This is a genomic window from Tenacibaculum sp. MAR_2009_124 (genome assembly GCF_900105455.1).
Taxonomy (GTDB): domain Bacteria; phylum Bacteroidota; class Bacteroidia; order Flavobacteriales; family Flavobacteriaceae; genus Polaribacter.
Genome location: NZ_FNSF01000005.1, coordinates 1016581 through 1042314, shown reverse-complemented (window position 1 = coordinate 1042314; position 25734 = coordinate 1016581). Strand labels below are relative to the sequence as shown.

General features: G+C 32.5%; 18 protein-coding genes. 7 read left to right on the top strand and 11 right to left on the bottom strand.

The features are described 5' to 3' along the window. Nucleotides 1-29 precede the first annotated feature (29 nt). On the top strand, nt 30-812 hold the full coding sequence (locus BLW23_RS15365; RefSeq protein WP_093671383.1) for an enoyl-CoA hydratase/isomerase family protein: 783 nt from the start codon (nt 30-32) through the stop codon (nt 810-812). Nucleotides 813-992: 180 nt separating this feature from the next. Here the strand turns inward: BLW23_RS15365 and BLW23_RS15360 are convergent, their stop codons facing one another. From BLW23_RS15360 to BLW23_RS15350, 3 genes are all read right to left on the bottom strand, one after another. Beyond that, nucleotides 993-1424 (bottom strand): GNAT family N-acetyltransferase, encoded by a 432-nt coding sequence (locus BLW23_RS15360; protein WP_093671381.1) that lies wholly within the window; start codon nt 1422-1424, stop codon nt 993-995. Between the two features lie 157 nt (nt 1425-1581). After that, nucleotides 1582-2232 carry an HD domain-containing protein gene (locus tag BLW23_RS15355; RefSeq protein WP_093671379.1) on the bottom strand — a complete coding sequence of 217 codons (651 nt, stop codon included), beginning with the start codon at nt 2230-2232 and terminating at the stop codon, nt 1582-1584. Between the two features lie 237 nt (nt 2233-2469). Beyond that, nucleotides 2470-3477 (bottom strand): aspartate-semialdehyde dehydrogenase, encoded by a 1008-nt coding sequence (locus BLW23_RS15350; protein WP_093671850.1) that lies wholly within the window; start codon nt 3475-3477, stop codon nt 2470-2472. 302 nt (nt 3478-3779) lie between these two features. On the opposite strand from BLW23_RS15350, the gene BLW23_RS15345 reads away from it, so the two are divergent. Next, nucleotides 3780-4811, top strand: coding sequence for an oxygen-dependent tRNA uridine(34) hydroxylase TrhO (locus BLW23_RS15345; RefSeq protein WP_093671377.1), 1032 nt, complete (start codon nt 3780-3782; stop codon nt 4809-4811). 139 nt (nt 4812-4950) lie between these two features. Then, nucleotides 4951-6000: a COX15/CtaA family protein gene (locus BLW23_RS15340; RefSeq protein WP_093671375.1), complete on the top strand. Its 1050-nt coding sequence runs from the start codon at nt 4951-4953 to the stop codon at nt 5998-6000. Here the strand turns inward: BLW23_RS15340 and BLW23_RS15335 are convergent. From BLW23_RS15335 to mutY, 5 genes are all read right to left on the bottom strand, one after another. After that, nucleotides 5969-6526, bottom strand: coding sequence for a YIP1 family protein (locus tag BLW23_RS15335; RefSeq protein WP_143032196.1), 558 nt, complete (start codon nt 6524-6526; stop codon nt 5969-5971). The genes BLW23_RS15340 and BLW23_RS15335 overlap by 32 nt on opposite strands. Nucleotides 6527-6613: 87 nt before the next feature. Continuing rightward, nucleotides 6614-7153 (bottom strand): gliding motility lipoprotein GldD, encoded by a 540-nt coding sequence (gene gldD, locus BLW23_RS15330; RefSeq protein ID WP_255362819.1) that lies wholly within the window; start codon nt 7151-7153, stop codon nt 6614-6616. Nucleotides 7154-7157: 4 nt separating this feature from the next. Next, nucleotides 7158-8459, bottom strand: coding sequence for a gliding motility-associated protein GldE (gene gldE / locus BLW23_RS15325; RefSeq protein WP_255362810.1), 1302 nt, complete (start codon nt 8457-8459; stop codon nt 7158-7160). 19 nt (nt 8460-8478) lie between these two features. Further along, complete coding sequence (locus BLW23_RS15320) at nt 8479-8925, bottom strand: single-stranded DNA-binding protein (protein ID WP_093671369.1); 447 nt, start codon at nt 8923-8925, stop codon at nt 8479-8481. A 74-nt stretch (nt 8926-8999) separates the two neighbouring features. Beyond that, the gene (gene mutY / locus BLW23_RS15315; protein ID WP_093671367.1) at nt 9000-10049 is read right to left on the bottom strand and encodes an A/G-specific adenine glycosylase; all 1050 of its coding nucleotides are present in this window, start codon (nt 10047-10049) and stop codon (nt 9000-9002) included. Nucleotides 10050-10181: 132 nt separating this feature from the next. Here mutY and BLW23_RS15310 point away from each other — a divergent pair, with 132 nt between their 5' ends. Together BLW23_RS15310 and BLW23_RS15305 are read left to right on the top strand one after the other, a co-directional pair. Continuing rightward, nucleotides 10182-10472, top strand: a complete 291-nt coding sequence (locus BLW23_RS15310; protein WP_093671365.1) for an HU family DNA-binding protein — start codon at nt 10182-10184, stop codon at nt 10470-10472. A 309-nt stretch (nt 10473-10781) separates the two neighbouring features. Continuing rightward, nucleotides 10782-12320 carry an Rne/Rng family ribonuclease gene (locus BLW23_RS15305; protein ID WP_093671363.1) on the top strand — a complete coding sequence of 513 codons (1539 nt, stop codon included), beginning with the start codon at nt 10782-10784 and terminating at the stop codon, nt 12318-12320. An 84-nt stretch (nt 12321-12404) separates the two neighbouring features. On the opposite strand, the gene BLW23_RS15300 is transcribed toward BLW23_RS15305, so the two are convergent. The 3 genes from BLW23_RS15300 to purD form a co-directional block, all read right to left on the bottom strand. Beyond that, nucleotides 12405-15737 carry a S8 family serine peptidase gene (locus tag BLW23_RS15300; protein ID WP_093671361.1) on the bottom strand — a complete coding sequence of 1111 codons (3333 nt, stop codon included), beginning with the start codon at nt 15735-15737 and terminating at the stop codon, nt 12405-12407. 472 nt (nt 15738-16209) lie between these two features. Continuing rightward, nucleotides 16210-19854, bottom strand: a complete 3645-nt coding sequence (locus BLW23_RS15295; RefSeq protein WP_093671358.1) for a S8 family serine peptidase — start codon at nt 19852-19854, stop codon at nt 16210-16212. Nucleotides 19855-20473: 619 nt separating this feature from the next. Then, complete coding sequence (gene purD, locus BLW23_RS15290; RefSeq protein ID WP_093671356.1) at nt 20474-21748, bottom strand: phosphoribosylamine--glycine ligase; 1275 nt, start codon at nt 21746-21748, stop codon at nt 20474-20476. 254 nt (nt 21749-22002) lie between these two features. On the opposite strand from purD, the gene BLW23_RS15285 reads away from it, so the two are divergent. Further along, nucleotides 22003-24864, top strand: a complete 2862-nt coding sequence (locus BLW23_RS15285; protein WP_093671354.1) for a TonB-dependent receptor — start codon at nt 22003-22005, stop codon at nt 24862-24864. 11 nt (nt 24865-24875) lie between these two features. Beyond that, entirely contained in the window at nt 24876-25733 is an 858-nt protein-coding gene (locus BLW23_RS15280) for a hypothetical protein (RefSeq protein ID WP_093671352.1), read from the top strand. Nucleotide 25734: the final 1 nt, after the last annotated feature.

The following is a 25734-nucleotide window of genomic DNA, read 5'->3' as shown; positions in this document are numbered from 1 at the left end:
TATATTGACAAAATAAACTAAACAAAAACATGAGTTACGAAAATCTCTTAATTGAAAAAAAAGATGGTTTAGCGATGCTTACCATTAATCGTCCGAAAAAATTAAATGCTTTAAATAAGGTTACTATTGAAGAACTTCATACAGCTTTTGAAACCTTAGAAGATGATGCTAGTATTAAAGTAATTATTATTACAGGAAGCGGAGAAAAGGCCTTTGTTGCAGGAGCAGATATTTCGGAATTTGCCAGCTTTTCAACTGAAGAAGGTGCTGGCTTAGCCAGAAAAGGACAAGAAATGTTGTTTGACTATATTGAAAATCTATCCACTCCTGTAATTGCAGCAGTGAATGGTTTTGCTTTAGGTGGTGGTTTAGAACTTGCTATGGCTTGTCATTTCAGAATAGCTTCTGATAATGCTAAAATGGGACTTCCTGAGGTTTCATTAGGGGTTATTCCTGGTTATGGAGGAACGCAACGCTTACCTCAACTAATAGGAAAAGGAAGAGCTATGGAGTTAATTATGACAGCAAGTATGATTGGTGCATCGGATGCCAGAGAATACGGACTTGTAAACCACGTAACTTCTCCCAACGAGCTGTTAGCTCTTGCTGAAAAACTTGCTTCGAAAATTATGAAAAATTCATCAGTTGCCATTAGTGCTGCAATAAGAGCTATCAATGACAACTTTAGAGATGGTGTTAATGGTTATGAAACCGAAATTGAAGAATTTGGAAACAGTTTTGGTACTGAAGACTTTAAAGAAGGAACCACGGCCTTCTTAGAAAAAAGAAAACCTAATTTCCCTGGTGCCTAAAGTTGTTTTTCGAAAACAATTTTAGTCTGATACCAAACGAATTTTAAAATGATGCAAAAAAAACGACCTTGCTTTTTTCTTTTTCAAAGCTGTAAAACTCTTGCATAGCCTTTGCTACGGAATTGTTTTTCAATGTAGAAACAGGAAAAATGAACAAGTATTTATGTGGCATTTTAGGGTTCATTTGGTATAAATTACCGTATTGGTATATACATTGGTGATATTAAATCCATTTTTTAGATTTAATATCATCATTGGCTTAAACTCGTTCATTGATTTTGTTCTCGCCTTTTTATATCCTTGTTCTTTGGCAATTTGATGCTGCAATTCCATCATTTTCTGCCCTATTCCTTGTTTTCTATACATCTTCAACACACCTCCCACCCAACTATACATTGTTTCTTTATTATATCGATACCCTATTTTAAAACCAATTGCTCTTTCACCGCTAAAAGCAATGATCGCTATAACATTTTCTTTTATTAAAATTCTTTTCTTGAAAAAATGAATATCAGCAGAAACAAAAATTGAAGTATATAAATCGAGTAAGTTTGTTAACTCGTTTTCTTTAAATGTTTCTAAAATAACTTGATATGTAATAATAGGTTCCATAAAATAAAAATAGCACTTAAAAAGTTTTAAATGCTATTTCTTTACTTAAGGGGAAAAAAAAGATTTTTTTCTTGGGAATACCTGTCAAACTTAGCTTTATTTTATTAAAAAACAAAATTTAACATAAAGCTTATTGTAAAATAATATTAATTTAACATTATTCACCTTTCCATTCTATATAAAATTGATTCAGAAATTCTTCCATAAAACAATGTCTTTTAATAGCCATTACCTCTCCCGTTTTCGTATTCATTCGATCTTTTAACAAAAGAAGTTTTTCATAAAAATGATTAATTGTAGGTGCTTTAGATTTTTTATACTCCTCTTTTGTCATATTCAAATTTGGAGGAATCTCTGGATTATATAACTCTCTATTTTTAAAGCCACCATAATTAAAACATCTTGCAATACCAATAGCACCTAGGGCATCCAAACGATCAGCATCTTGAACAACATCTAACTCAATAGAGTTAAACTGTTGATTAAAATTACCTCCTTTAAAAGAAATATTTTTAATAATATTTTCTACATGAACGATGACTGGCTCTTCCACTTTCTGGCCTTCTAAAAAAACGCGTGCTTTTTTAGGTCCAACATTTTCATCTCCACCATGAAACTTGCTATCAGCTATATCATGAAGCAACGCTCCCAATGCCACAACAAATTCATCTACATTTTCCGTTTTTGCAATGGTTAAAGAGTTTTTATACACACGTTCTATATGAAAAAAATCATGTCCACCTTCCGCTCCTTTGAGTGTATCCTTTACAAATTGAATTGTATTCTCAATAATTGTTTTTTTATCCATAAAGCAAAAATATAGAAATGAACTCATCTTGGCTTTTTCTATTTCCTAAAAAACGACTGAAATTCACCCATATTTCGTTACTCTCTTTATTCGTAGCTATTGGCTATGACTTTCAAAAAGTGTCTCATCTGGTCAAATTTAAACTCATTTTCGGTTAAAAACAAAAAGTCAAGATGAGTTCAATAAAAAAATCCTGAGCGTTCACTCAGGATTTCATTTATTATTGTTTAGCGTTTTTTAAGCTAACACCGTGTTTTTTATCAAATTATTTGCTACTAAATATTCTGCAATCTGAACTGTATTAGTTGCTGCACCTTTTCTTAAGTTATCAGCAACAATCCACATATTTAATGCATTTTCTCTAGACAAATCTCTTCTAATTCTTCCAACAAAAACCTCATCTTTTCCTTCAGCAAAGAAAGGCATTGGGTATTCGTTGTTTTCAATATTATCTTGAACAATTACACCATCAGTTTCAGAAAGAATCGCTCTTACATCTTCCAATTCATAGTGCGAATCAAACTCTAAATTTACCGCTTCTGAGTGCCCACCAACAACAGGTATTCTTACAGCAGTTGCTGTAACGCCAATACTTGGATCTCCTAATATCTTGTGAGTTTCTCTTACTAACTTTAATTCTTCTTTAGTGTAACCAGCTTCTTCAAAAACATCACAATGAGGCAATGCATTTTTATGAATTTGATACGGATATGCCGCTTCCCCTTCAACTCCATTAGATTCATTTTCTAACTGACGAACAGCTTTTACCCCTGTTCCTGTAATTGATTGGTATGTAGAAACAACAATTCTATTGATTTTATATTTCTTATGTAATGGAGCCAGCGCCAAAACCATTTGAATTGTAGAACAGTTTGGGTTGGCAATAATTTTATCGTTTTCTGTTAACTCACCAGCATTAATTTCTGGAACGATTAACTTCTTTGTTGGATCCATTCTCCATGCAGATGAATTGTCGATTACTGTCGTTCCAACTGCAGCAAATTTTGGAGCCCATTCTAAAGATGTTCCACCTCCAGCAGAGAATAAAGCCACATCTGGCTTCATAGAAACCGCTGTTTCTAAACCTACTACACTGTAATTGGTTCCTTTATATTCTATTTGATTTCCAACTGAACGTTCAGAAGCAACAGGAATTAACTCTGTTACTGGAAAATTTCTTTCAGCCAATACCTGTAACATTACATTACCTACCATTCCGGTAGCTCCTACAAGCGCTACTTTCATCTTTTTATTTTTTATTTTTAGTGGTAAAATGAAACCTTTAATACTTAACAATCAACACTAAACACACTGATTTCATTTCTATAAATTAATTACTATATAATTTGTTACTTACACATAACAAATACAAAGGTTTAAAAAATAAGCTTTAGTTGTATACTAATTTTAGTATTTTTTAGGTTAAGTTTAAAATCTTATCAAAAATATATTAAAAGTGATATATTAAACAATAAACCCCAAAAAATCAGTAACTTTGCCGCGTTTTAAAAAACATTAAATTTTTGTTTAACTTAAAAAGGTATAGCATGCAACTGTACAACAAGTTAAGCGCAGCTGAACGCGCTAAATTAATTGACGAGGCGGGAGAAGACCGTCTCACCATTTCTTTTTATCAGTATTATAAAATACAAAATCCTACACTTTTCAGAAACAAGTTATTTATTGAGTGGAATGAACTCGATGTTTTAGGAAGAACTTATGTTGCCAACGAAGGAATAAACGCTCAAATTTCTGTTCCAGCAAAAAAGTTTTTAGCTTTAAAGGCACAATTAGATGCCATTTCTTTTTTAAATGATATTCGTTTAAATGTTGCCGTTGAACAAGACAATAAATCGTTTTTAAAATTAAAAATAAAGGTTCGCGACAAAATTGTTGCTGACGGTCTCAACGACAATACTTTTGACGTAACAGACAAAGGTGTTCATTTATCAGCTAAAGAGTTTAACGCCATGCTAGAAGACCCTAATACGGTTTGCGTAGACATGAGGAATCATTATGAAAGTGAAATAGGACATTTTGATGGTGCTCGCACCCCAGATGTTGATACATTTAGAGATTCATTAGATATTATTGAAGAAGATTTAAAAGAACACAAAGAAGATAAAAATCTTTTAATGTATTGTACTGGTGGAATTCGTTGTGAAAAAGCTTCAGCCTACTACAAACATAAAGGATTTAAAAATGTATTCCAACTTGAAGGTGGAATTATAGAATATACTCGCCAGGTAAAAGAGGAAGACATAGAGAACAAATTTAAAGGTAAAAACTTTGTTTTCGATCATCGTCGTGCAGAACGTATCTCTGATGATGTTATTTCTAAATGTCATCAGTGTGGAAAACCTTGCGACACGCACACCAATTGTGCTAACGAAGCTTGTCATCTATTATTTATTCAATGCGAAGAATGTAGAATAGAAACTGAGAATACTTGTTCTAAAGAATGTCAAGAAGTTATTCAACTTTCATACGAAGAGCAAAAAGCTTTAAGAAGAGGTAAACAAGCCAGTAACAAAATTTTTAAGAAAGGGCGTTCGGAAACTCTCAAGTATAAGAATTAACCAAAAAAACAGAAAGCACCTTAAAAGGTGCTTTTCTTCTTAATTAGAATGGGTTTAAATACTTTTTTTATAGGTTTTCCGTACCTTTGTAAGAGCAATGTTTATGCTCAATTCGATTGTTTAACAATACATTTTTCTCGTGAAAAAGCGCTTTCCTTTAATAGTTAAAATCTCTATCATTTCGGTTTATCTAATTTTTTTAGCGGGTTCTGTTGTTCGTATGACTGGATCTGGAATGGGGTGTCCTGATTGGCCTAAATGTTTTGGTTATTACATTCCTCCTACCTCGGAAGAACAAATTACCTGGCAACCTAATTCAGATTATAAAAAAGGAATGATCATTGTTAAAAATGAAACTTTATTTGTTGCTGAAAATGATTTAAAGACGAGCGGTAGTTTTAACACTTCAAACTGGAAAAAATACACAAAACATAATTATGCAAAGTTTAATAAATACCATACTTGGACTGAATATATTAATAGATTAGCCTCGGTATTATCAGGATTTGTATTTCTATTTCTTGTTTATGCTGCCTCTAAATTTTGGAAAGAGAATAAAACCATTGCTTTACTGGCATATGCAGCCTTTTTCTTAATGCTTTTTGAAGCGTGGCTTGGTAAAACCGTTGTTGACACTAATTTAAAACCAACCGTTATTACCATACATATGGTTGTAGGACTAGTGATTGTTGCCTTGCTTTTATGGCTGCACTATATAGTTACAGAACCCAAGGATAGCAATGTTAAATACAGTAGTTTATTTAACAAATTACTTATCGCATCCGTTATTTTTTCTCTAGTTCAAATAGCCTTAGGAACTCAAGTTCGACAATTTATTGATGAACAAGTAAAACTTAATGGTTTTGAAAACAAGGAATATAGTTTAATGGAACCTAGCTTCAAATTTTACTTCCATCGTTCATTTACTATTGCTATTGTTTTGGTAAACTTAGGGATGTTCTATCTTAACCAAATTAAAGACTTAGGGTATAAGCTAGTTAACTGGATTGTTTTCTTAATTTTCCTTGAAACCATTACAGGTATTTTAATGTATTATGCCGATTTCCCTATAGGAACACAAGCAACTCACCTTTTAGCTGGTGCTATATTATTTGGTCTACAATTTTATTTATGGCTGCAGAGTAGGATATCTGTTCTTAACGGAGAACAAAGTACCATAACAGAATAGTAAAAACAATTGTTGGAAGCAGATTTAATATACTTTTAAATATAGAATAACCATTGAACTTAATAAGGCCTTTAATTAGAATTTTTATAGATATTATTGAAGTTATCATGAACAAACCTCTTTTATATATTTGATTATTTGCTAATTCTGTATCAATAGAAAAATGATGCCAATTATTAATCAATACAATCATTACAAAAAGAAAAATCAGAGGAAATAGTGAATAGGCATACAACGAACAAACTTCAATGAAACTAGCCTTTCCTTTTAATAACTTCCCTATTCTATGAAGAACGAAGGCGTAAGCCATTCCAAAAATTACATAGACACAAATAGTTAATACAAGAAATAAAAGAACTATTAAGAACTTGCTCTCTTCCAGAAGATCAAAACCAGATATAAAACTAACGAAACCTGTTAGCCCAAAAATAACAATGCTCTTACGATATAAATCATCTTCATACTGTTCATCTAAAAGTTCTAATGCTTTTTGAGAATTGAAAAGTAAATAAAAGATTGTTTTCATTTTTTTAAGTAGCAATTTTTATTGTTTCATTGGAATTAAACCGACAAAAATTTCGCCCTAAAAGCCAATTCGTTATTCACAATTAAACTAATCCTTCCATTTCAAGCTCTCCATCATACGAACCATATCTTCTTTAATATATTCAACTGCTGGATATACGGAATCGTAGTTTGGTTTTGCATAAAAAAACAAAGATCCTTTAATAAAATGTCGAGAGCTATCTGTAGCATGAAATTGTATTTGAGAAGCTGCATTTCCCTCTATTTGACATAGCTTTCCATATACTTTATTCTCAGTATTAGAAAAATCTCTCCAAGAAATATTATCCGCTTTTACTGTATGTTCCAAAACTAGTTTTTCTGCTTCGATAAACAGTTCACGTAAATTTTCATTTACCGGTCGGTAAGTAATATCTACAGAAGCTTTTAACTTGGGGTACATCACTTTCAACCATTTATATGGCAACTCTTTAATGGAAGTATTTTGACCAATCTCAAAAACATAAGGTCTCTCAACTCCTAATACATTATACCCCTGAGCAGGATACTCTAAACTTAAATAAGCCTTTGGTTTTGGAATACTTTCTTCTCCACAACTTACTAAAATTGCCATTATAAGCAGCAACATCACTCTACGCATTTCTGGTAACTTTTACTTGTTTTATACGTCGTTTATCCAACGCCTCAATTGTAAACGTATAATTACTAAAATTTATTCTCTCTCCTTTTTTCGGAAACTTCCCTGATGCTTCTAAAATTAACCCCGCTAAAGTTTCGCTTTCTCCTTTTTCTTCTTCAAATTTATCCTCGTCATCGTCTTCCATTACTCTACAGAAATCTTTGATGGTTATTTTCCCTTCAAAAATATAATTATTTTCATCTAACCTTGAATAGAATAAATCTTCATCATCAAATTCATCATTAATATCACCTACAATTTCTTCAATTACATCTTCAAGAGTAACAATTCCACTGGTACCTCCATATTCATCTACAACTATTGCTAAATGATTTTTCTTTTCTTGAAATTCTTTTAGTAAATCGTCTAACTTTTTGTTTTCGGGAACAAAAAATGGTTTACGAACCAAATCTTGCCATTTGAAATTTATTTTATCTAAATGAACCAGTAAATCCTTCGCATATAAAACCCCAACAATATTATCAATATTCTCTTGATAAACAGGATTTCTTGAATATCCATTCTTTAATATAATCTTTAACACCTCTTCATAACTAGTACTGTCAGCAATTGCGCAAACATCTGTTCTTGGCTTCATAATTTGAACCGTCTCAGTATTCCCAAAAGTTACAATTCCTTCCAATATTTTCTGCTCTTCTTTGGTTGTCGCATTATCCGAAGTTAACTCAAGTGCCTGTGATAATTTTTCAACAGAGAAGTTATTATTCTTATTCCCTAGTTTGTTTTCAATAACGCTTGTTAGTTTTATCAAAGGAATACTTAAAGGCGCCAAAATTGTGCTTAAAAAACGTACAGGTTTTGCCATAATATTAGCAAAAACTAAAGCCTTTCTATTGGCATAAACTTTAGGTAATACCTCTCCAAAAAGTAAAATTAAAAATGTCACTAAAATAACTTCAATAAAAAACTTACTCTTATCTGAATAGTTCCTAAGAAAAACATTTCCTAAAGAAGCAAACAAAAGAACTATTAAAATGTTAATGAAATTATTAGTAATTAAAATAGTACCTAAAAGTCGTTTTGGTTTTTCAAGTAATTTCGCAATAGTACTTTTACCTTTTGTCTTTTCTTTCAATTTATCAAGTTCAGTTGAACTAATAGAGAAAAAAGCTATTTCTGTTCCTGAAATCAATGCAGAGCACACTAATAACAAAAGTAACACAACTAGTTTAGCACCAATCATCCAATCAATACTCAATAATAAAAATGAAATCGGTTCGGGTTCTGAGTCCAAAATTTAAAGTTTAGTTATACTAGAATGGTAAATCATCATCTTCATTAAGTTTAGAAGAAACATTATTACCAGGATTAGGAGCACTATGTTGCTGATCAACCTGAGGTGGAGCTGCATTTGTATTCGGATCTTTCTTGGTCGATAAAAACGTCATATCCTGAACTTGTATTTCAGTAGTATATCTCTTTTGTCCATCTACTTCGTACTGTCTGTTTTTTAATCTCCCTTCTACATACACCTTGTCTCCCTTTGTAAGATATTTCTCACAAATTTCAGCCAATTTGTTTCTAACAACAATATTATGCCATTCCGTATTGGTGATTCTTTCACCAGTTTGACGGTTTGTATACGTTTCATTGGTAGCAATAGGAAAACGACCAATAGCATTTCCTCCTTCGAAGTAATGCATTTTAACCTCATCTCCTAAATGCCCAATTAAAATTACTTTATTTACTGTTCCTGCCATAGCCTTAATTATTTCCTATAAAATCAAATATACAAAAATTACTTACTCAACGAGTTTTAAATTCCCATATCCCATCATTGTTGACCACTGACTAGATACTCATTCAAAAACTTCTCAATTAAAACGGGCACAGGTTTTTCTAAAACTTCTGTCCATTGCATGTTTGCTCCTTTAAAAGTGCCCATAGATACCACCCAAAATTGAGTATATAAATGTTGATGAGAAAGTTTATGAATTACCATTTTTTTATTGAAACGCCTAATTACCGCTCCATTTAAATCCATTTCATTAAATGATGGATTTTCAACTAATTCTTGGGCATCAATAGCTTTTTTAGTTTCAATCAAAGGGAATTGATACAGTCCTTGCCAAATTCCCTTTCCTTTTCTTTCTTCCAATATTGTTTTACCTTCATTCGTATCAATCACCAAATAGTTGAAATACCTCTTTTTTATTTTGATTTTTTTCTCTTTAACAGGTAATTCCTTCACCATATTATTATTGAATGCAATACAAATAGTTGAAAATTTACATGAATTGCATAATGGATTTTGAGGTTTGCAATGTATCGCACCAAAATCCATAATAGCTTGATTATAAATATCTGGTTCTTCTTTATCAATTAAACTTTGAGCAAGTTCTTTAAATTCTTTAATTCCTTTGGTTGAATTGATGGGTGTATGAACTCCAAAAACACGAGATAATACTCGATAAACGTTTCCGTCAACAACCGCAACGGGTTCTTTATAGCATATTGAAGCGATGGCCGAAGCGGTATAATCACCTACTCCCTTCAATTTTAACAAATCTTTATAATTTGATGGAAAAGCCCCTTTTAGTTCATTCGCAACATGTTTTGCAGTAAAGTGTAAATTGCGGGCTCGTGAGTAATATCCTAGCCCCTGCCACAACTTTAAAACTGTATCTTCTTCTGCTTTTGCCAAATCGAATACTGTTGGAAAAGCCTCTGTAAACCTTAAAAAATAAGGCAATCCTTGAGAAACACGGGTTTGCTGAAGCATAATTTCACTCAACCAAATGAAGTATGGGTTTTTAGTTTTTCGCCAGGGTAAGTCCCTATTATTTTGTAAATACCAGTTAATTAACTCTTTATAAAAAACCATTAAATTAAATTAGTTCTGCAAAGTTACTGGAATTTGATTGATTTTTTTTAAATTTAAACTTTTTCGGAATAGATTAATTATCATATATTTGCATCCTCAATTTTTAAAGAAAACAAATAAAAAATATTAATAATGACAAAAGCAGATATCGTATCTAAAATTTCGGATAAAAGTGGAATTGAAAAAGCAGATGTTTTAGCGACTGTTGAAGCATTCATGGATGAAGTGAAGGACGCGTTAGAGAATGGAGATAATGTATACTTAAGAGGTTTTGGTAGCTTCATTATCAAACAAAGAGCTGAAAAAACAGGTAGAAATATTTCAAAAAACACTACCATAAAAATACCAGCACACAATATTCCAGCTTTCAAACCTTCAAAGGTATTTACGGAAGGTGTGAAGACTAAGGTAAGTGTTAAATAACACGATCCTATAAATAAAGTATTAACCAAAAAGTCGGTTTATCCGACTTTTTCTAAACCAGTTTAACTATGCCGAGTGGTAAAAAAAGAAAGAGAGCTAAGATCTCTACTCACAAAAGAAAAAAAAGAGCAAGAGCAAACCGTCATAAGAAAAAGTAAGCAGTAGCTTACTTTTTCCGTTTGCTTATATAGCTTAAAAAGTTCATTGACATTAAGGTTTAAACACCTTAAAAGGGTATAAAAAAATACCTGTTTACAAAATTTTAATCCGTCTTCGTATGATGTACGTAGGCATAAAAACTACATTCAGATGAAAACAGAATTGATTATTCGATCAAATTCTTCTGATATTGATTTTGCCTTACTGAGAGATGGTAAACTTATTGAATTAAACAAAGAAACAAACGACAATAAATTTTCAGTTGGAGATATTTTTCTAGCAAAAATTGGAAAAGTAATGACTGGATTAAATGCGGCGTTTGTAAATGTGGGCTATCCTAAAGATGGTTTTTTACACTATCATGATTTAGGACCACAGGTGCAATCTTTGAATAAATTCATAAAAAAAGTAAGCACAGGTAAATTTAAAGAATTCACTTTAAAAAATTTCCGCTTTGAGGAGGACATAGACAAAGACGGAGGTATTAAAGATGTACTAAAATCAGGTCAAAATTTATTAGTACAAATTGTAAAAGAACCTATTTCTACCAAAGGGCCACGTATTAGTTCCGAGCTATCAATAGCTGGTAGATATTTAGTTTTAGTTCCTTTTTCTAATAGAGTATCAGTTTCACAAAAGATAGCTGATAGTAAAGAAAAAGAACGTTTAAAAAGATTAGCAAAAAGTATAAAACCAAAAGGTTTTGGACTTATTTTACGTACTGTTGCTGAAGGAAAAAAAGTAGCAGAACTTGACAAAGACTTACAGAATTCACTAGATAGTTGGAAAAACATGTGTAAACGTATTCCAAATACAAACACACCAACAAAAATTTTAAGTGAATTAAATAGAGCATCTTCTATTTTAAGAGATGTAATGAATGATTCTTTTACAAGTATCGTAACCAACGATGAAGCATTAGTGCAAGAAATTAAAGAATATTTAAGGGAAATATTCCCAGCAAAAGAAAATATTGTGAAACTTCATAGACCAAAAGTACCAATATTTGAGAAATATGGTATTGAAAGACAAATAAAAACATCGTTTGGCAAAACAGTTTCAATGAGCAAGGGTGCTTACTTAGTTATAGAGCACACAGAAGCGTTACACGTTATTGATGTAAATAGCGGTAACAGATCAAACAAAGCTTTAAGCCAAGAAGAAACTGCTTTAGAAGTTAATTTAATTGCCGCTTCGGAAATTGCAAGACAACTGCAATTACGAGATATGGGTGGAATTATTGTTGTTGACTTCATTGATATGAAAAGCTCTGAAAACAGACAAAAATTGTATCAGCATTTAAAAGAAGTTATGTCTTTAGACCGTACGAAACATAAAATACTACCTCCTAGTAAATTTGGTTTGGTACAAATTACAAGACAACGTGTAAGACCTGAATTACACATAAAAACAAGAGAACCTAATCCGAACAAAAATGGAGAAGTAGAAGCTCCTATTGTATTATTGGACAAGTTCGAATCTGAATTAGAAAGATTAGTTAACAGTAAAGAAAATTATAAGGATATTACGTTAAATGTTCATCCTTTCGTTGCTGGTTATTTAACTAACGGATTTAATTCAATTCGTTTTCAATGGTTCTTAAGATATAAAAAGTGGATAAAAATTTTACCTCGAGATGCTTACTTATACTTACAATATAAGTTTTCTTATACTAAAATCAAGAAATAAGTAAGGTTTAATCTTATTATGAAACAACCCCCTTTCAAATTAATTTGAAAGGGGGTTTTTTATTTTATGGTAGTTCTATCGTAATTACTCTAAAATAACTTTGTGTTCTTTAAAATAGAAACCGTCTTTACTTTGAACTAAAACAAAATAAACTCCTTTATTAAGTGCACTTAAATCTATTTGAAATTCATTTCCACTTTCGAACGTTTTAGAAAACTGCTCAATGTTTCTTGATGAATAAACACCTACAATTGCTTTACCTAAAGCAGCATCCCAAGGAATATTTACAATTCCAGTTGTTGGATTTGGATATGGAGGCTGTATCTTATCTTTTTCAGTATAAATAGTAACAGAAGCACTATTTGTTTTTCCATTTACATCTACAACTGTTGCCGTTATATAAATTTCAGAACTTCCTCTTTTCGGATCGTATTGAAAACTATATGGAGCTTCGGTACTTGAATAAAACTCAACTCTAGGGAAGAAATTAATGTCATTATACTCATAAGTAAGATACTCAACAAACTGAATATCAGAACTTCCTTTGACAACCTCAACATTAACATCAAGAAGCTCTCCTTTATTAAGAGTATAAAGATTTCCTTCTGTTAAATTAGTGAATCGAATTTCAGGATTTTTTACTACCTCAAAACTTACTTCTGCTTCACCCCAAGCTCCTCTTTCGTCAAGCGATCTTACCTTTACAGTATAAGCTCCTAATTCAGAAATGCGAAGTGTAGTTTCCTCAGAAAAGTAATGTGAATTCTCATAGTTTTCTTCTCTAATTAAGTTTCCGTTTAAATAAACTTCAGAACGAACCAATTGCTCAGGCCCTTCAAAAAACTCGTTATAAGAAGTATATGCTAATTCAACTTCAAGAGATTCTGTAAGGTCAAAAGTAGTTCCCTCGAAAGGTGTATGAATAAAAACTACTGGTGCTATATTCTTTTCACCATTTCCTATTCTTCTTTGAACTGTTACTGAATCACTCTTCTTACCTAAATTATCAATAGCAACAATTGTAATATCAAATTGATCCATAAGGTTTTCAGGAGTAATAACTACCGAATACACATTTCCTTCTTTGAGCATTTCAATATTTTCCTTAACAACACCATATACATTTGTATAACTCATGTACACCTTCTCTACAGCGCCATCAATATCTGTTGCTTTAATTTTAACCGGTATGGCTTCTAAATTATTTTGGAACTCATTTTGAGCTGATATTAACTCAAGCTTTGGAGATTGATTTAATGTAAAATCTAATTCTAAATCTTTTGTTGACTTTACTCCTTGCTCATTGATTGCTACAATACTTAAAACTTCCTCTCTATTTGTATTCGGAGAGTAATCAAATGTATATACATTACCTACTACTGATTTAGGCTCTAATAAGAAAGTTTCTCCTGGTCTTTGAATTTTCAAAAACACTGATGAAAAACTTAAAGCAGCATTGGTCACAGACGCCTTAACTTGAACTAATTTACCATGTTCGACATTAGTATTAGGCTCAGGACTAATTAACGTTATTGTTGACTTATTATTATTTGTACCACACTCTCCAAGCAACATCCAAGCTCCCCATTGATCATTTGAAAATGGAACACTTCCTTGAGACCAAAACTTAGCTTCAAATCTATCTCCTAAATACTCAACGATATCACCTTTTTTATATGCTTTTGATCTTGACCATTGCGCTAAATTACAGGCTCCAGACACTCTGCTTCCCCCTGTAACAACTACTGATACAGCTTGCTGATTTCCTGTTAAAACTCCTTTATGAGTAATCGTTACAGTATAAACCTCGCCAGCAGCGCCACCTACTACTTCAATTTTTTCAATATTATCAACAATATTGTCACCTCTTGTTGCTCCAGCGGATGGAGTAGCTGGATTTAACTTCCAAGGTAAGGTTTCTTTGTTTTCAGAATCTATAATTCTAATATCCAAGTCATTCACTAATACTGGAGTTGAATCATCAACGGTTGTATCAAATGGAGAAACATTATATGCTAAATCATTCCAGGAAATAGAAACCATCAACGGTTCATCAGAATTTTTTCTAACTTTGAAAGTATGTACCTCATTATTATCAAGGTTTATCTCTTTAATCATACTTAACTCTCCATTATTCTTAATGGCTTCCGCTGCTTTTTCAGCATTTAAAAGACCCCAACCAAATTCATAATCAGGCCCAGGATTTCTTCCTGCTTCAGACGCTGTGTGCAACGCCAAACCTTTTAAAGTTGCGGCACGCATATAAAACCCGTTCAATCGCTTATAATACTGTTGCAACAACAATAAAGAACCTGAAACATTTGGAGCAGACATAGAGGTACCACTCTTTGTAGTATAAGCACTTGTACTATATCGGTCTGCTGAATAAACATTTACTCCGTTTCCTGAAATATCAGGTTTGATTCTACCATCGTCTGTGGGTCCCCAATTTGAAAACCAAGACATTTTTACAGAAGAAGCATTCTTATATTCCTCTACTTTTTCAGCTGCAGCTATGGTTAATATATTCTTAGCTGCACTTACTCCATAAATTAAATCATATCCATCATCGCTTAGATTACTACCTCTATCATTTCCAGCCGATTTTACGTGTAAATAATAAGGAGCTTTATTTGCTAATTCATCCATTTTCCTGGCATATTGCCCATATTTACCAAAGTCGTATTTAGGCAAATAACTAGCATCCCAGCCATAAGAATGGTTAGAAACCAATAAATTATGATCTTTAACAGCTTGAATAATTTCCTGGTTATCATTAAACCAATCATAACTTAGCAAGGTAGCATTCGGAGCCATTCCAGCTGCTCTACCTCCATCAGCGTGTTTAGCGCCTATTAAAGTTCCACCTACGTGATCAGCATGACTATCATTTCGAGTCACATTCAAAGGATCTATATTTCCGTATATTGGTTCTACTCCTTCTTCTTTTACAATAACTCTTCCAGTAAAGGCTTCATGGTTTCCGTTCACAGTCGAACCTTCCCAAATTCCAATCATCTCTCCTTCTCCTGTAAGATTATACCCTAATCCACTTGATGGGTGCAACTTATCAGTTCTGGTGGTTTTAGCTGCACCGTCATTGTATGTGGTATAATAATACAAAGTACCATCTTCACCAACATCCATTAACTCTCTGTGACTATTATCATCTGAAGCACTTTCAGGTGTCGCAGATCTTAACAATGATTGCTTTCTTAAGTGTTCTTCTACTCTTTTTTTCGCGGCCTCACTTTCTCTTTTAAACTGAGATTGCAATGAGTTTAATCCTTGTGAGTTAGTTTCTTTTTTCACCTGAAGAATTGCCTTGTCTTGGGCATATCCACCAAATGAAATTAATCCTATAGATACTGCCGAAACAACAGTTCTAATTTTCTGCTTTGTGAAATCTATAAACATATTGCTTATAATTTTTTCTAATATTTAAAAATGATTTTCAATTATAGAATACAGTCTATGTAAGTTCGGTTAACATATTTTATTTTATAAAACACGTAGGTAAATCATACATTAATCAATATTCTTTTTTGCAAAAATTATGGATAGCGATTCCTTTTTAATTCTCATGAGATTTTTTTGCAGCCGCGAAACTAAACTATTTTTTAATCCATGAGTCATTCTTAAGTAAGATTTTTGAAAAGTCAAACTTCAATAAATTTATGAATTACTCACTAAAAACCATAAATCATGAATTAATACTCAATATTACAAATCAAAAAGAACAGAATTAACATTAACCCACAAGTTAAGTAGGTTTTAGTAGAAAAATTTGCATATTTTATCGAGTCTAAATAATAAAAAGCTCCTGCCAATAAAATGACAGGAGCTTTACTATTAGTAATAATTTTGTAAGTAATTCTATTAGAAACTACTACTCTACCACTATTTTGTATTCTTTGCGATAAATTACATTTTGACTTTCTATAACCACAATGTACGTTCCTTTCTTAAGTCCTCCTAAATCTAATTGCGCTGCCGCATCTAGAGACTCAAAAGTTTTCTTAAATTCAAACTTATAATTTAAAGTATATACATAAGTAACGAATTTACCTAAAGACTTATCCCATGGAATATTTACAATTCCTGTAGTTGGATTAGGATATGGAGGTTGCAAATCTTCTTTATCAGTATAAACTACTATACCTGTAGTATTCGCCATTCCAAACTCATTTATAGCTACAACATCAATGCGAATAGTAGACAATCCGTTTTTAGGTTCAAAGCTAGTACTAGATACTGCATCATTAGTAGTAAAATTATGTAAGTACGGCATTCTTCCACCTTCAACAAACTCTCTAATATAGTAACGTACTTCTCTAATTTTTGCATAATCTCCTTTCGCTTCAACAGCTACTTCGAAAGATTCTCCGATTTTTAATGGATATGTACTACCATCTACTAGGTTAGAGAAACGAACAGATGGCTTATCAACAACTTTAAAAGTTATTTGATTTTCTCCCCAAGTTCCTCTTTCGTCTAATGTTCTAATTTTAAGTGTGTATTCTCCCGCCTTAGAAACAGGTACAGAAGTTCTCATTCCTAATCCAAATTTCTTATCATGAATATGCTCATCAACTTTTACGTCGTTCAAGAATACTTCTGACTTTATTACATATTCTGGTCCTTCAATAATACCATTATAAGTAATGAAAACAAACGGAATATCTCTTGGCCCATCAAACTGGAATACTTGTCCTTCAAATAATTCTCTAAATTCAACAACTGGTGGTAAATTTGGCGCATCTGCTGCTATTCTGTTAAACATTGTAACGGTATCACTTTCTCTACCTCTATTATCAACAGCAACAATAGTATTATTATAAGCATCGTAGAACGTTGGAGGAGTAAATGAAGCAGTATAAATATCTCCATTCTTCGTCATTTCAACCTTCTTGAATACATTTTCTTCACCTTTGTAAGTAAATACAACTTTATCCACTGATCCATCAGCGTCAGTAACTTTAGCCTTAATTTCAACTGTTTCTAAAGTAGTAAATAAACGATCATTGTAAGACAATAACTCAACAACCGGTGCTAGGTTTTGCTTTAATGCTACATTGATTACCTTTTGGATTACGATTTCTCCAGCTTCATTCTTTACAAGTACTTTAAACTCAACGTTACTAGAACTATCTGTGTCTGAATAAGTAAAAGATTGAGCAAAAACAGTTTGATCATCTTTAACATTTGTTAATTGATAAAGATCTTCTTTTCCTCCAGTTGTTGTTGTTTCTAAGTGAACTTGTAAATCTTTTCCATAAATTCCTGATACCTGTAACTTCAAGTTCGTTAAAGTTCCTTTATAAATAGCATCTCCTTCCTGGTGACTTAAGAAAGCTATACTAGGCTCAGTTTGCTCTTCATATAGGAAGAAATTAAACTCTTGAGTTTTCTTAGTTCCTTTGCTATCAATGGCTACGATAGTATTATCGTATTTTCCATACCAATCTGGTGTATATTCGAAAGTATATACATCACCTTCTACCTTCAAAGGATTGATTATTTCAGTTCCTCTTTCATTTTTTCTAATAAGGTTTACTGAAGCTAAATCATTATCGGCATCAGTGATCTTTGCAGAAAAAGTAACTTTATTCATTCCTCTGAACTCAGTTCCGGCAGTTGGAGCTAGTAAGTTAATTTCTGGTGCATTGTTTCCTAACGTACTACAAGAACCCACAAATTTCCATGGTCCCCATTGATCTTTTATAAATGGAGCTTGCGCTTGTGACCAATTTTTAGCTTCAAACTTATCTCCTAAATACTCAACTATATCGCCTTGGTTATATGCTTTAGACCTTGACCATTGAGCAATATTACAGTCTCCCGTAACTCTCTTACCTCCAGTAACAATTACCGCTACTGATTGACGACCTCCTACTAAATTTCCTTTGTGCGAAACAGTAACCGTATATACTTCTCCTTCTATTCCTTCAGAAACTTCAACTCTTTCAATATTATCAACAATATTATCTCCTTTTGTTGCCCCTGCTGCTGGGTTCTTAGGATCTAATTTCCAAGGGAAATGAGTAGTATTCTCTGTATCAGTAACACGAATATCTAAATCATTCACTAAAACTGGTGTTGGATTATCGATAGATCTATCAGCAGGATTATACTGATATGCAACATCATTCCAAGAAATTGAAACTAATAAAGGTTCATTAGTAGCGTTTTTTCTTACTTTAAAACTATAAACTTCGTTATTATCTAAATCTACACTTTTAATCATACTTAACTCACCGTTATTCTTAATAGTTTCGGCAGCTTTCTCAGCATCTAATAGTCCCCATCCAAATTCATAATCTGGCCCTGGGTTTCTTCCAGCTTCAGAAGCTGTATGAAGTGCTAATCCTTTTAACATAGCAGACTCCATATAAAAACCATTTTGTTGCTTGAAGTATTGCTGTAATAATATTAACGATCCAGATACATTTGGAGCGGCCATTGACGTACCACTCAATGTTCCATAAGAATTATTTGATTGGTTACTTGCTGAATAAACTCCTACACCGTTTCCAGAAATATCTGGTTTAATTCTACCATCATCGGTAGGTCCCCAGTTCGAAAACACAGACATTTTTACCGAAGAAGCATCTTGATATGATTCAACTTTTTCTACTGCTGCAACCGTAAGAATATTTTTAGCTGCATTCTCAGCATACATTAAATCATATCCTCCTTTTGCCTGAAAACGCGATCTATCATTTGACGCTGCTTTTACATGTAAATAATATGGTGCATTGTTTGCAATTCTATCCATATTCCATGCATGATAGTAATATTTTCCGAAGAAAAACTCTGGTAAATATTGTGCTATTAAACTATATGAATGATTTGAAACTAATAAATTACGATCATTAATTGCTTCAATAATTTCCTCTGTATCATTAGACCAGTCATAACTCAAAAGTTCAGCATTTGGAGCCATACCAGCACCTCTACCATTAGAAGAATTTAATGCTCCCACCATTGTTCCTCCAACATGTGTAGCATGGTAATCAGTGTTGTTATTATTATAAACGCCTTCTCCTGATTGTGCTCGTCCTGTAAAAGTTTCATGGAATTCTTTTACAACACCACCATCCCAAATTCCAATAGTTTCTCCTTCTCCAGTTAAATTATAACCTAATCCACTTGAAGGGTGCAACTTATTTGTTCTGGTAGTTTTTGCTGCGTCGTCATTATCCGTTTTATAATAATACAAAATTCCATCAGTACCAACATCCATTAATTGTCTCGTAGAAGAAGGATCATTTTCTTCAGTACTTTCTTCTCCTAATAGATTATATACTTTGTAGAACTTATGTCTATTTTCATATTCTTCTACTCTTTTCTTTGCATCTTGCCCTTTCTTTATAAATTCAGATTTTAAGGCTGATAACTTTCTGTTATCATTGTCTTTTTTGATTAATTCAACCGCTTTATCTTGCGAATATCCAGCGAATGACACTAATCCTATAGTAACAGCTGCAATTGCTGTTCTAAAGTTTTTTTGCTTAGTAAACTGTATAAACATAATGTTTATATTTTAGTTTTAATACGTTAAAAATAGTTTTTCACTATAGAATATGTACTTGATTATTTAAGTTTCACTCTAAATAAAGAGCTTAAAAAAAGGCACTACAATTTACCCTCAAAACATTATTGTTTTGAATTTTTTTTTGATAAAAAAATTAAAATTGCCTTTCTATAGCTCTTATGAATTAACGAATTCAATTCATAAATATTCCCTTCTAATATTCTATGTTAGCAAAAATTTTTGGATAGCTATTCCTTGTTCTCGAGAGTTTATTTTTGCTATTGTAAAACTAAATTATTTATAACTGGTAAAATCAAATATTAGCCAAAACACTTCAAAAACACTATAAACATACCAAACTAATAGCTCTATGAATTTGACAATATTTTATGACAAAAACCTAAGTTTCTCCCTTAATTTATGTTAACAAAAACAAAACACAAAACATAAAAACAACTATACCTCTGATAATCAAAACTAAAATCAACCTAAGAAGAATAAATAGGTTTACAGCGAATAAAAAAAACCGACATAATTCTTTTTCCTTGTTTTTTTGGATCAGAATCATGTCGGCAGTTATTATTGGATCACCGAATTTAAAATTTGGTTTTCGCTTCTATTTTAAATCAAAACCAATATCTTTTCTATAATTGATTTTATCAAAAGATATTTTGTCTATGTTTTTATATGACTTTTCTAACGCTTCTTCTATTGTATTTCCTAATGAAGTAATTGCCATAACTCTTCCTCCACTAGTAACTACTTTATTATTATTTTTGGTAGTTCCTGCATGATACACTATTGAATCTTCTATTTGGTCGTACCCAGTAATTTCCTTTCCTTTTTCATAAGCTTCAGGATACCCTCCTGATACCAACATTATAGTTGTTGCTGTTTGGTCTGTTACTTCGTATGTTTTCTCTTTAAGTGTTTGATTTGCCACTCCTTCAAATAAATCTACTAAATCAGATTGAATTCTTGGCAAAACAGCTTCAGTTTCTGGGTCTCCCATTCGAACGTTATATTCAATTACAAAAGGATCGCCATTTACATTCATTAATCCAATAAAAATAAATCCTCTATAATCTATCCCATCGGCTTGCAGCCCATCGACTGTTGGTTTGATAACTCTTTCTTCAACCTTGGTTAAAAATTCTTCATCAGCAAAAGGAACTGGTGAAATTGCACCCATACCTCCTGTATTCAAACCAGTATCTCCTTCGCCTATTCTTTTATAATCTTTAGCAGAAGGTAATACTTTGTAACTTTTCCCATCTGTTAACACAAACACTGACAATTCAATTCCGTCTAAAAACTCTTCGATTACTACTGTGGATGATGCATTACCAAACTTTTTGTTAGACAACATCTCTTCAAGCTCAGTTTTAGCTTCTTCCAGATCATTTAAAATTAAAACGCCTTTACCTGCTGCTAATCCATCAGCTTTTAATACAAATGGAGGTTGCAATGTTTCAAGGAATAACTTTCCATCTTCCAAAGTAGCATTTGTAAAAGATTTATATTTAGCCGTAGGAATTAGATGCTTTTCCATAAACTGCTTAGAAAAATCTTTACTCCCTTCTAATAATGCTCCGTCTTTTTTAGGACCTATTACTGGTATTTTTACAAGCTCATTATCCGACAAGAAAAAGTCATGAATTCCTTCAACTAAAGGAGCCTCTGGTCCTACCACAACCATATCAATTTTATTTTCTAATACCGTTTTCTTTACTGCATTGAAATCGGTTGGATTTATTGATAAATTAGTTGCTATAGCATCAGTTCCTGCATTACCAGGCGCTACAAATAAGTTGTTAATTTTTTCACTTTCAGATATTTTCTTAGCAAAAGCATGTTCTCTTCCTCCAGAACCAAGTATTAAAATATTCATTGTTGCGTTGTTTTGTGCTGCAAATATATTGAACTCGATGAAACCTTCTTCAATTTAGATCAATTTCATTGATCTACTTAGTAAAACTAGAGTGTTTACAAAGTGTTAAGTAAATAAAACTACACCACCACTTAAGTTAAAAAACAAACAAAACACCACCTTAAAGTGTAATTTTGTAAAAAAAGCACAATATTTCTTTGTTTTTAATTAATAAAAAACAAATTTTGCCCTCTAAATCAACTTAATCATTATACATGAAGAAATTTTTATTCTCAAGAAACTTTCTATTGTTGTCATTATTTCTTTTTTCAGTCGCTGTTTCATCGCAAACAGTAAAGGGAAAAGTAATTGATCTCGATGGAAATGCTCTACCATTTTTTAATGTGGTAGAAAAAAACACAAATAACGGTACTACTACCGATGATCAAGGGGAGTTCTCAATTAATATGAGCAAGATTCCCTCAACACTAGTAATTTCATTACTAGGTTATGAAACAACTGAAAAGTTAGTTACATCAACAAATTACCTTGTTATAGAGGCAATGGAATCAAGCGAGACATTACAAGAAACTATTATCGTTGGTTCACGTAATAAATCAAGAACGGCTGTTGACACACCTGTTCCTGTTGATATTATTAATGTAGCTGAACTTACTAGAAACTCTCCACAAGTAAACCTGAACCAAATATTAAATTATGTGGCTCCTTCGTTTTCTTCAAATACTCAAACTATATCTGATGGAACAGATCATATAGACCCTGCCTCTTTAAGAGGTTTAGGACCAGATCAGGTTTTAGTTTTAGTTAACGGAAAAAGAAGACACACTTCATCATTAGTTAATGTTAATGGTACTTTTGGTAGAGGTAGTGTTGGTACCGATTTAAATGCGATACCTGCTGCTTCAATTAAAAGTATTCAAGTATTAAGAGATGGTGCTGCTGCTCAATATGGTTCTGATGCAATTGCCGGGGTAATTAATATTATTTTAAACAACAAGGTAAACGAATTAAATTTATCTGTTACTTCTGGTGCCCATGTGTCTAAAAATTCGCAAGAGCAACAAGGTGGTATTGATGGAGAAACTGTTAATATATCAGCTAATTATGGTATTGCTTTAGGTGATAAAGGTGGTTACATCAATTTTACAGGAGATTTCGACTATAGAGATCCTTATAGCAGAATGAGTGAATTTAAAGGACAGATATTCAGCGGATACAATTCTGTTGAGTGGGTTGCTAATAATTCTGGGTTGGATTTAGCAAACCTTAGTCTTGATGATATTCGCTTTGCTTCTCAAGGAGTTACTCATTTCGATTTAGCAACTAAGAATGCAATTAATAATGCAACAGATTTAACTACTATTCAATCTCTATTAAACTTCGATACTACTGAAGCTGAATTGGATGTTAGAGGATTAAACAGAAGTGATTTTAACATGCGTGTTGGGCAGTCTGGTGTAAGAGGTGGAAGGTTTTTTGCCAACATGAGTTTACCATTAGATGACAATGGAACAGAATTTTACTCTTTTTCTGGGTTTAGCTCAAGAACGGGTAATTCTGCAGGTTTTTATCGTTTACCATATCAGTCAAGAACTTATACTCCTTTATACATCAATGGTTTTTTACCTGAAATTAATTCTAAAATTATTGATAAATCAATCGCTGTTGGAATTCGCAGTAAAGCAGGGGATTGGGATGTAGACTTCAGTAATACTTGGGGAACTAACAGTTTCAATTTTGAGATTTCAAATACCTCAAACGCTTCTTTATTAAGTGCTTCACCGACTCGTTTTGATGCAGGAGGTTTTAGTTTTACTCAAAACACGACCAATTTAGATTTTGTAAATAACTATGAAGATATTTTCAATGGTTTAAACGTAGCCGTTGGTGCAGAGTACAGAGCTGAATTTTATGATATTGTTGCTGGAGAGGAAGAATCATATACGCAATATGATGCAAATGGTTTACCTGTTACTCCTACAACTACGGCTTCAACTGATTTCTTTGGAAGTTCAAGACCAGGAGGGTCACAAGTTTTCCCTGGATTTACTCCAAAAAATGCATTAGGTAGAGATAGAAATAGTTTCGCAGCTTATATTGACTTAGAAGCTGAATTAACAGATAAATTACTTGTTAGTGGAGCTGCAAGATTCGAAAATTATAGTGATTTTGGTTCTACCATTAATTATAAATTAGCGTCTCGTTATAAGGTTAATGATAACTTAAACTTAAGAGCAGGAGCTAGTACTGGTTTTAGAGCTCCGTCGTTACATCAGAGATATTATAATGCGATTGCTACTCAATTTATTGCAGGAGTTCCAAGTGAAGTAGGAACTTTTACAAACGATAGCGATATTGCTCAACAGTTAGGAATTCCTAGTTTAAAAGAAGAAGAGTCTGCAAGTGTTAGTTTCGGTTTCGCTGGAAAGATACCAAGTGCAAACTTAAAAATAACTGCCGATGCATATTTCGTTGCAATCGAAGATAGAGTTATCCTAACCGATCGTTTTAATATTCCTGATGGTATTGTTACAAATGCAGAAGCAGCCGCATTTTTTGCGAACGCAATCGATACTGAATCTATGGGACTTGACATTGTAGTTACTCATAAATTTGATTTAAATGAAAGCATGCGTTTATCATCTGATTTATCTGCTACTTTCTCTAAAACTAGACGTGTTGACGATATTCACTCTTCACAAGTTTTGGTAGATTCTGGTCAAGAAAGTAGTTATTTTAGTGAAGCGTCAAGAATTTACTTAGAAGAAGCTGTTCCTAGAACAAAAGTGAATTTATCAAATACTTTATCTACAGATCGCTTTAATGTATTCTTAAGAAATGTTTACTTCGGAGAAGTAACTGAAGCTAGTAATAATGTTGCCAGTCAACAAGTTTATGGTGCAAAGTTAGTTACTGATTTATCTGTTGGATTTAAAGCAACAGAAGAATTAACTTTTACTGTTGGAGCTAATAATATTTTTGATATTTATCCTGATAGAACTGATAGTACGAATAGTAACTTTAGTTCTGGAAGGTTTGAATGGTCAAGAAGATCTCAGCAATTTGGAATTGGAGGTAGATTCTTATTCGCTCGTTTAAACTTTATTTTAAACTAAACCTTACAAAAATGAAAAATATAAAATTAACCATATATATAGTTTTACTTTCATTGGGCTTCATAGCTTGTAATAGTGAAACTACCGACCCTGTGATCGGAACACCAACCTCTACATCTCAAGTTGAGATTGGTTTCAGTGGTTCCAATGATAACGCTGGTATCTTAGAAGATGGAGGACAAGCTTCTGCTAGTGTTGGGATAACCAAAAGCTTACCTTTTGATGTTATCGTTGAACTTGAAATTACATCATCTGATGGTTCGTTAGAAGATGATGCTGGGCAAGCAGAATTAACCTATGACAAAATGGTAACCATTTCTGCTGGATCAACTTCAGCAAATGCCAACTTTTCATTTATTGATGATGGAAAAAGTGATGGAGCTGAAACTTATACCGTTAAAATAAAAAACGCTACCACTAGTGTAACTTCTACAGAGTATTTTATTACCGCTTCTTCTGACTTAGAGCAACAATCTAGAGTATTTACTGTATATGATCAATTACCAGATGTGATTGATACGACTGCTGGAAGTGTTCAAATTGATTTAATGTGGACGGAAAGTTCAAGAGATATGGATTTCTATATTTTAAATGCCCCGGAACCATTGAATTCAAACGTAGTTGACCGTAGCGAAGGATTTACTACTACTGAATCGGTAGATTTACCTGAAGCTGCAGGTGATATTACTTATTATCTTTACGTAAATCAGTACTTCTTTACTGCTGATGTTGATTATACCATTGATTTTACTTTCCCTGATGGTCAAACAATCAATTATACAGGTACGGTAACTCAAGACAGCAATGTTATGTCTTTAGCTAAGGTTACAGATGGAGATACTGTTACATACACAATTACTAAACTATAAG

Excerpts from the sequence above, each read along its gene's own strand:
- BLW23_RS15310 (WP_093671365.1), top strand. The coding sequence starts at position 10,182 with ATGACAAAAGCAGATATCGTATCTAAAATTTCGGATAAAAGTGGAATT.
- mutY (WP_093671367.1), bottom strand. The coding sequence starts at position 10,049 with ATGGTTTTTTATAAAGAGTTAATTAACTGGTATTTACAAAATAATAGG.
- BLW23_RS15360 (WP_093671381.1), bottom strand. The coding sequence starts at position 1,424 with ATGGAACCTATTATTACATATCAAGTTATTTTAGAAACATTTAAAGAA.
- BLW23_RS15345 (WP_093671377.1), top strand. The coding sequence starts at position 3,780 with ATGCAACTGTACAACAAGTTAAGCGCAGCTGAACGCGCTAAATTAATT.
- gldD (WP_255362819.1), bottom strand. The coding sequence starts at position 7,153 with ATGTTGCTGCTTATAATGGCAATTTTAGTAAGTTGTGGAGAAGAAAGT.
- BLW23_RS15355 (WP_093671379.1), bottom strand. The coding sequence starts at position 2,232 with ATGGATAAAAAAACAATTATTGAGAATACAATTCAATTTGTAAAGGAT.
- BLW23_RS15280 (WP_093671352.1), top strand. The coding sequence starts at position 24,876 with ATGAAAAATATAAAATTAACCATATATATAGTTTTACTTTCATTGGGC.
- BLW23_RS15350 (WP_093671850.1), bottom strand. The coding sequence starts at position 3,477 with ATGAAAGTAGCGCTTGTAGGAGCTACCGGAATGGTAGGTAATGTAATG.
- BLW23_RS15320 (WP_093671369.1), bottom strand. The coding sequence starts at position 8,925 with ATGGCAGGAACAGTAAATAAAGTAATTTTAATTGGGCATTTAGGAGAT.
- purD (WP_093671356.1), bottom strand. The coding sequence starts at position 21,748 with ATGAATATTTTAATACTTGGTTCTGGAGGAAGAGAACATGCTTTTGCT.
- BLW23_RS15305 (WP_093671363.1), top strand. The coding sequence starts at position 10,782 with ATGAAAACAGAATTGATTATTCGATCAAATTCTTCTGATATTGATTTT.
- BLW23_RS15300 (WP_093671361.1), bottom strand. The coding sequence starts at position 15,737 with ATGTTTATAGATTTCACAAAGCAGAAAATTAGAACTGTTGTTTCGGCA.
- BLW23_RS15365 (WP_093671383.1), top strand. The coding sequence starts at position 30 with ATGAGTTACGAAAATCTCTTAATTGAAAAAAAAGATGGTTTAGCGATG.
- BLW23_RS15285 (WP_093671354.1), top strand. The coding sequence starts at position 22,003 with ATGAAGAAATTTTTATTCTCAAGAAACTTTCTATTGTTGTCATTATTT.
- BLW23_RS15295 (WP_093671358.1), bottom strand. The coding sequence starts at position 19,854 with ATGTTTATACAGTTTACTAAGCAAAAAAACTTTAGAACAGCAATTGCA.
- BLW23_RS15335 (WP_143032196.1), bottom strand. The coding sequence starts at position 6,526 with ATGAAAACAATCTTTTATTTACTTTTCAATTCTCAAAAAGCATTAGAA.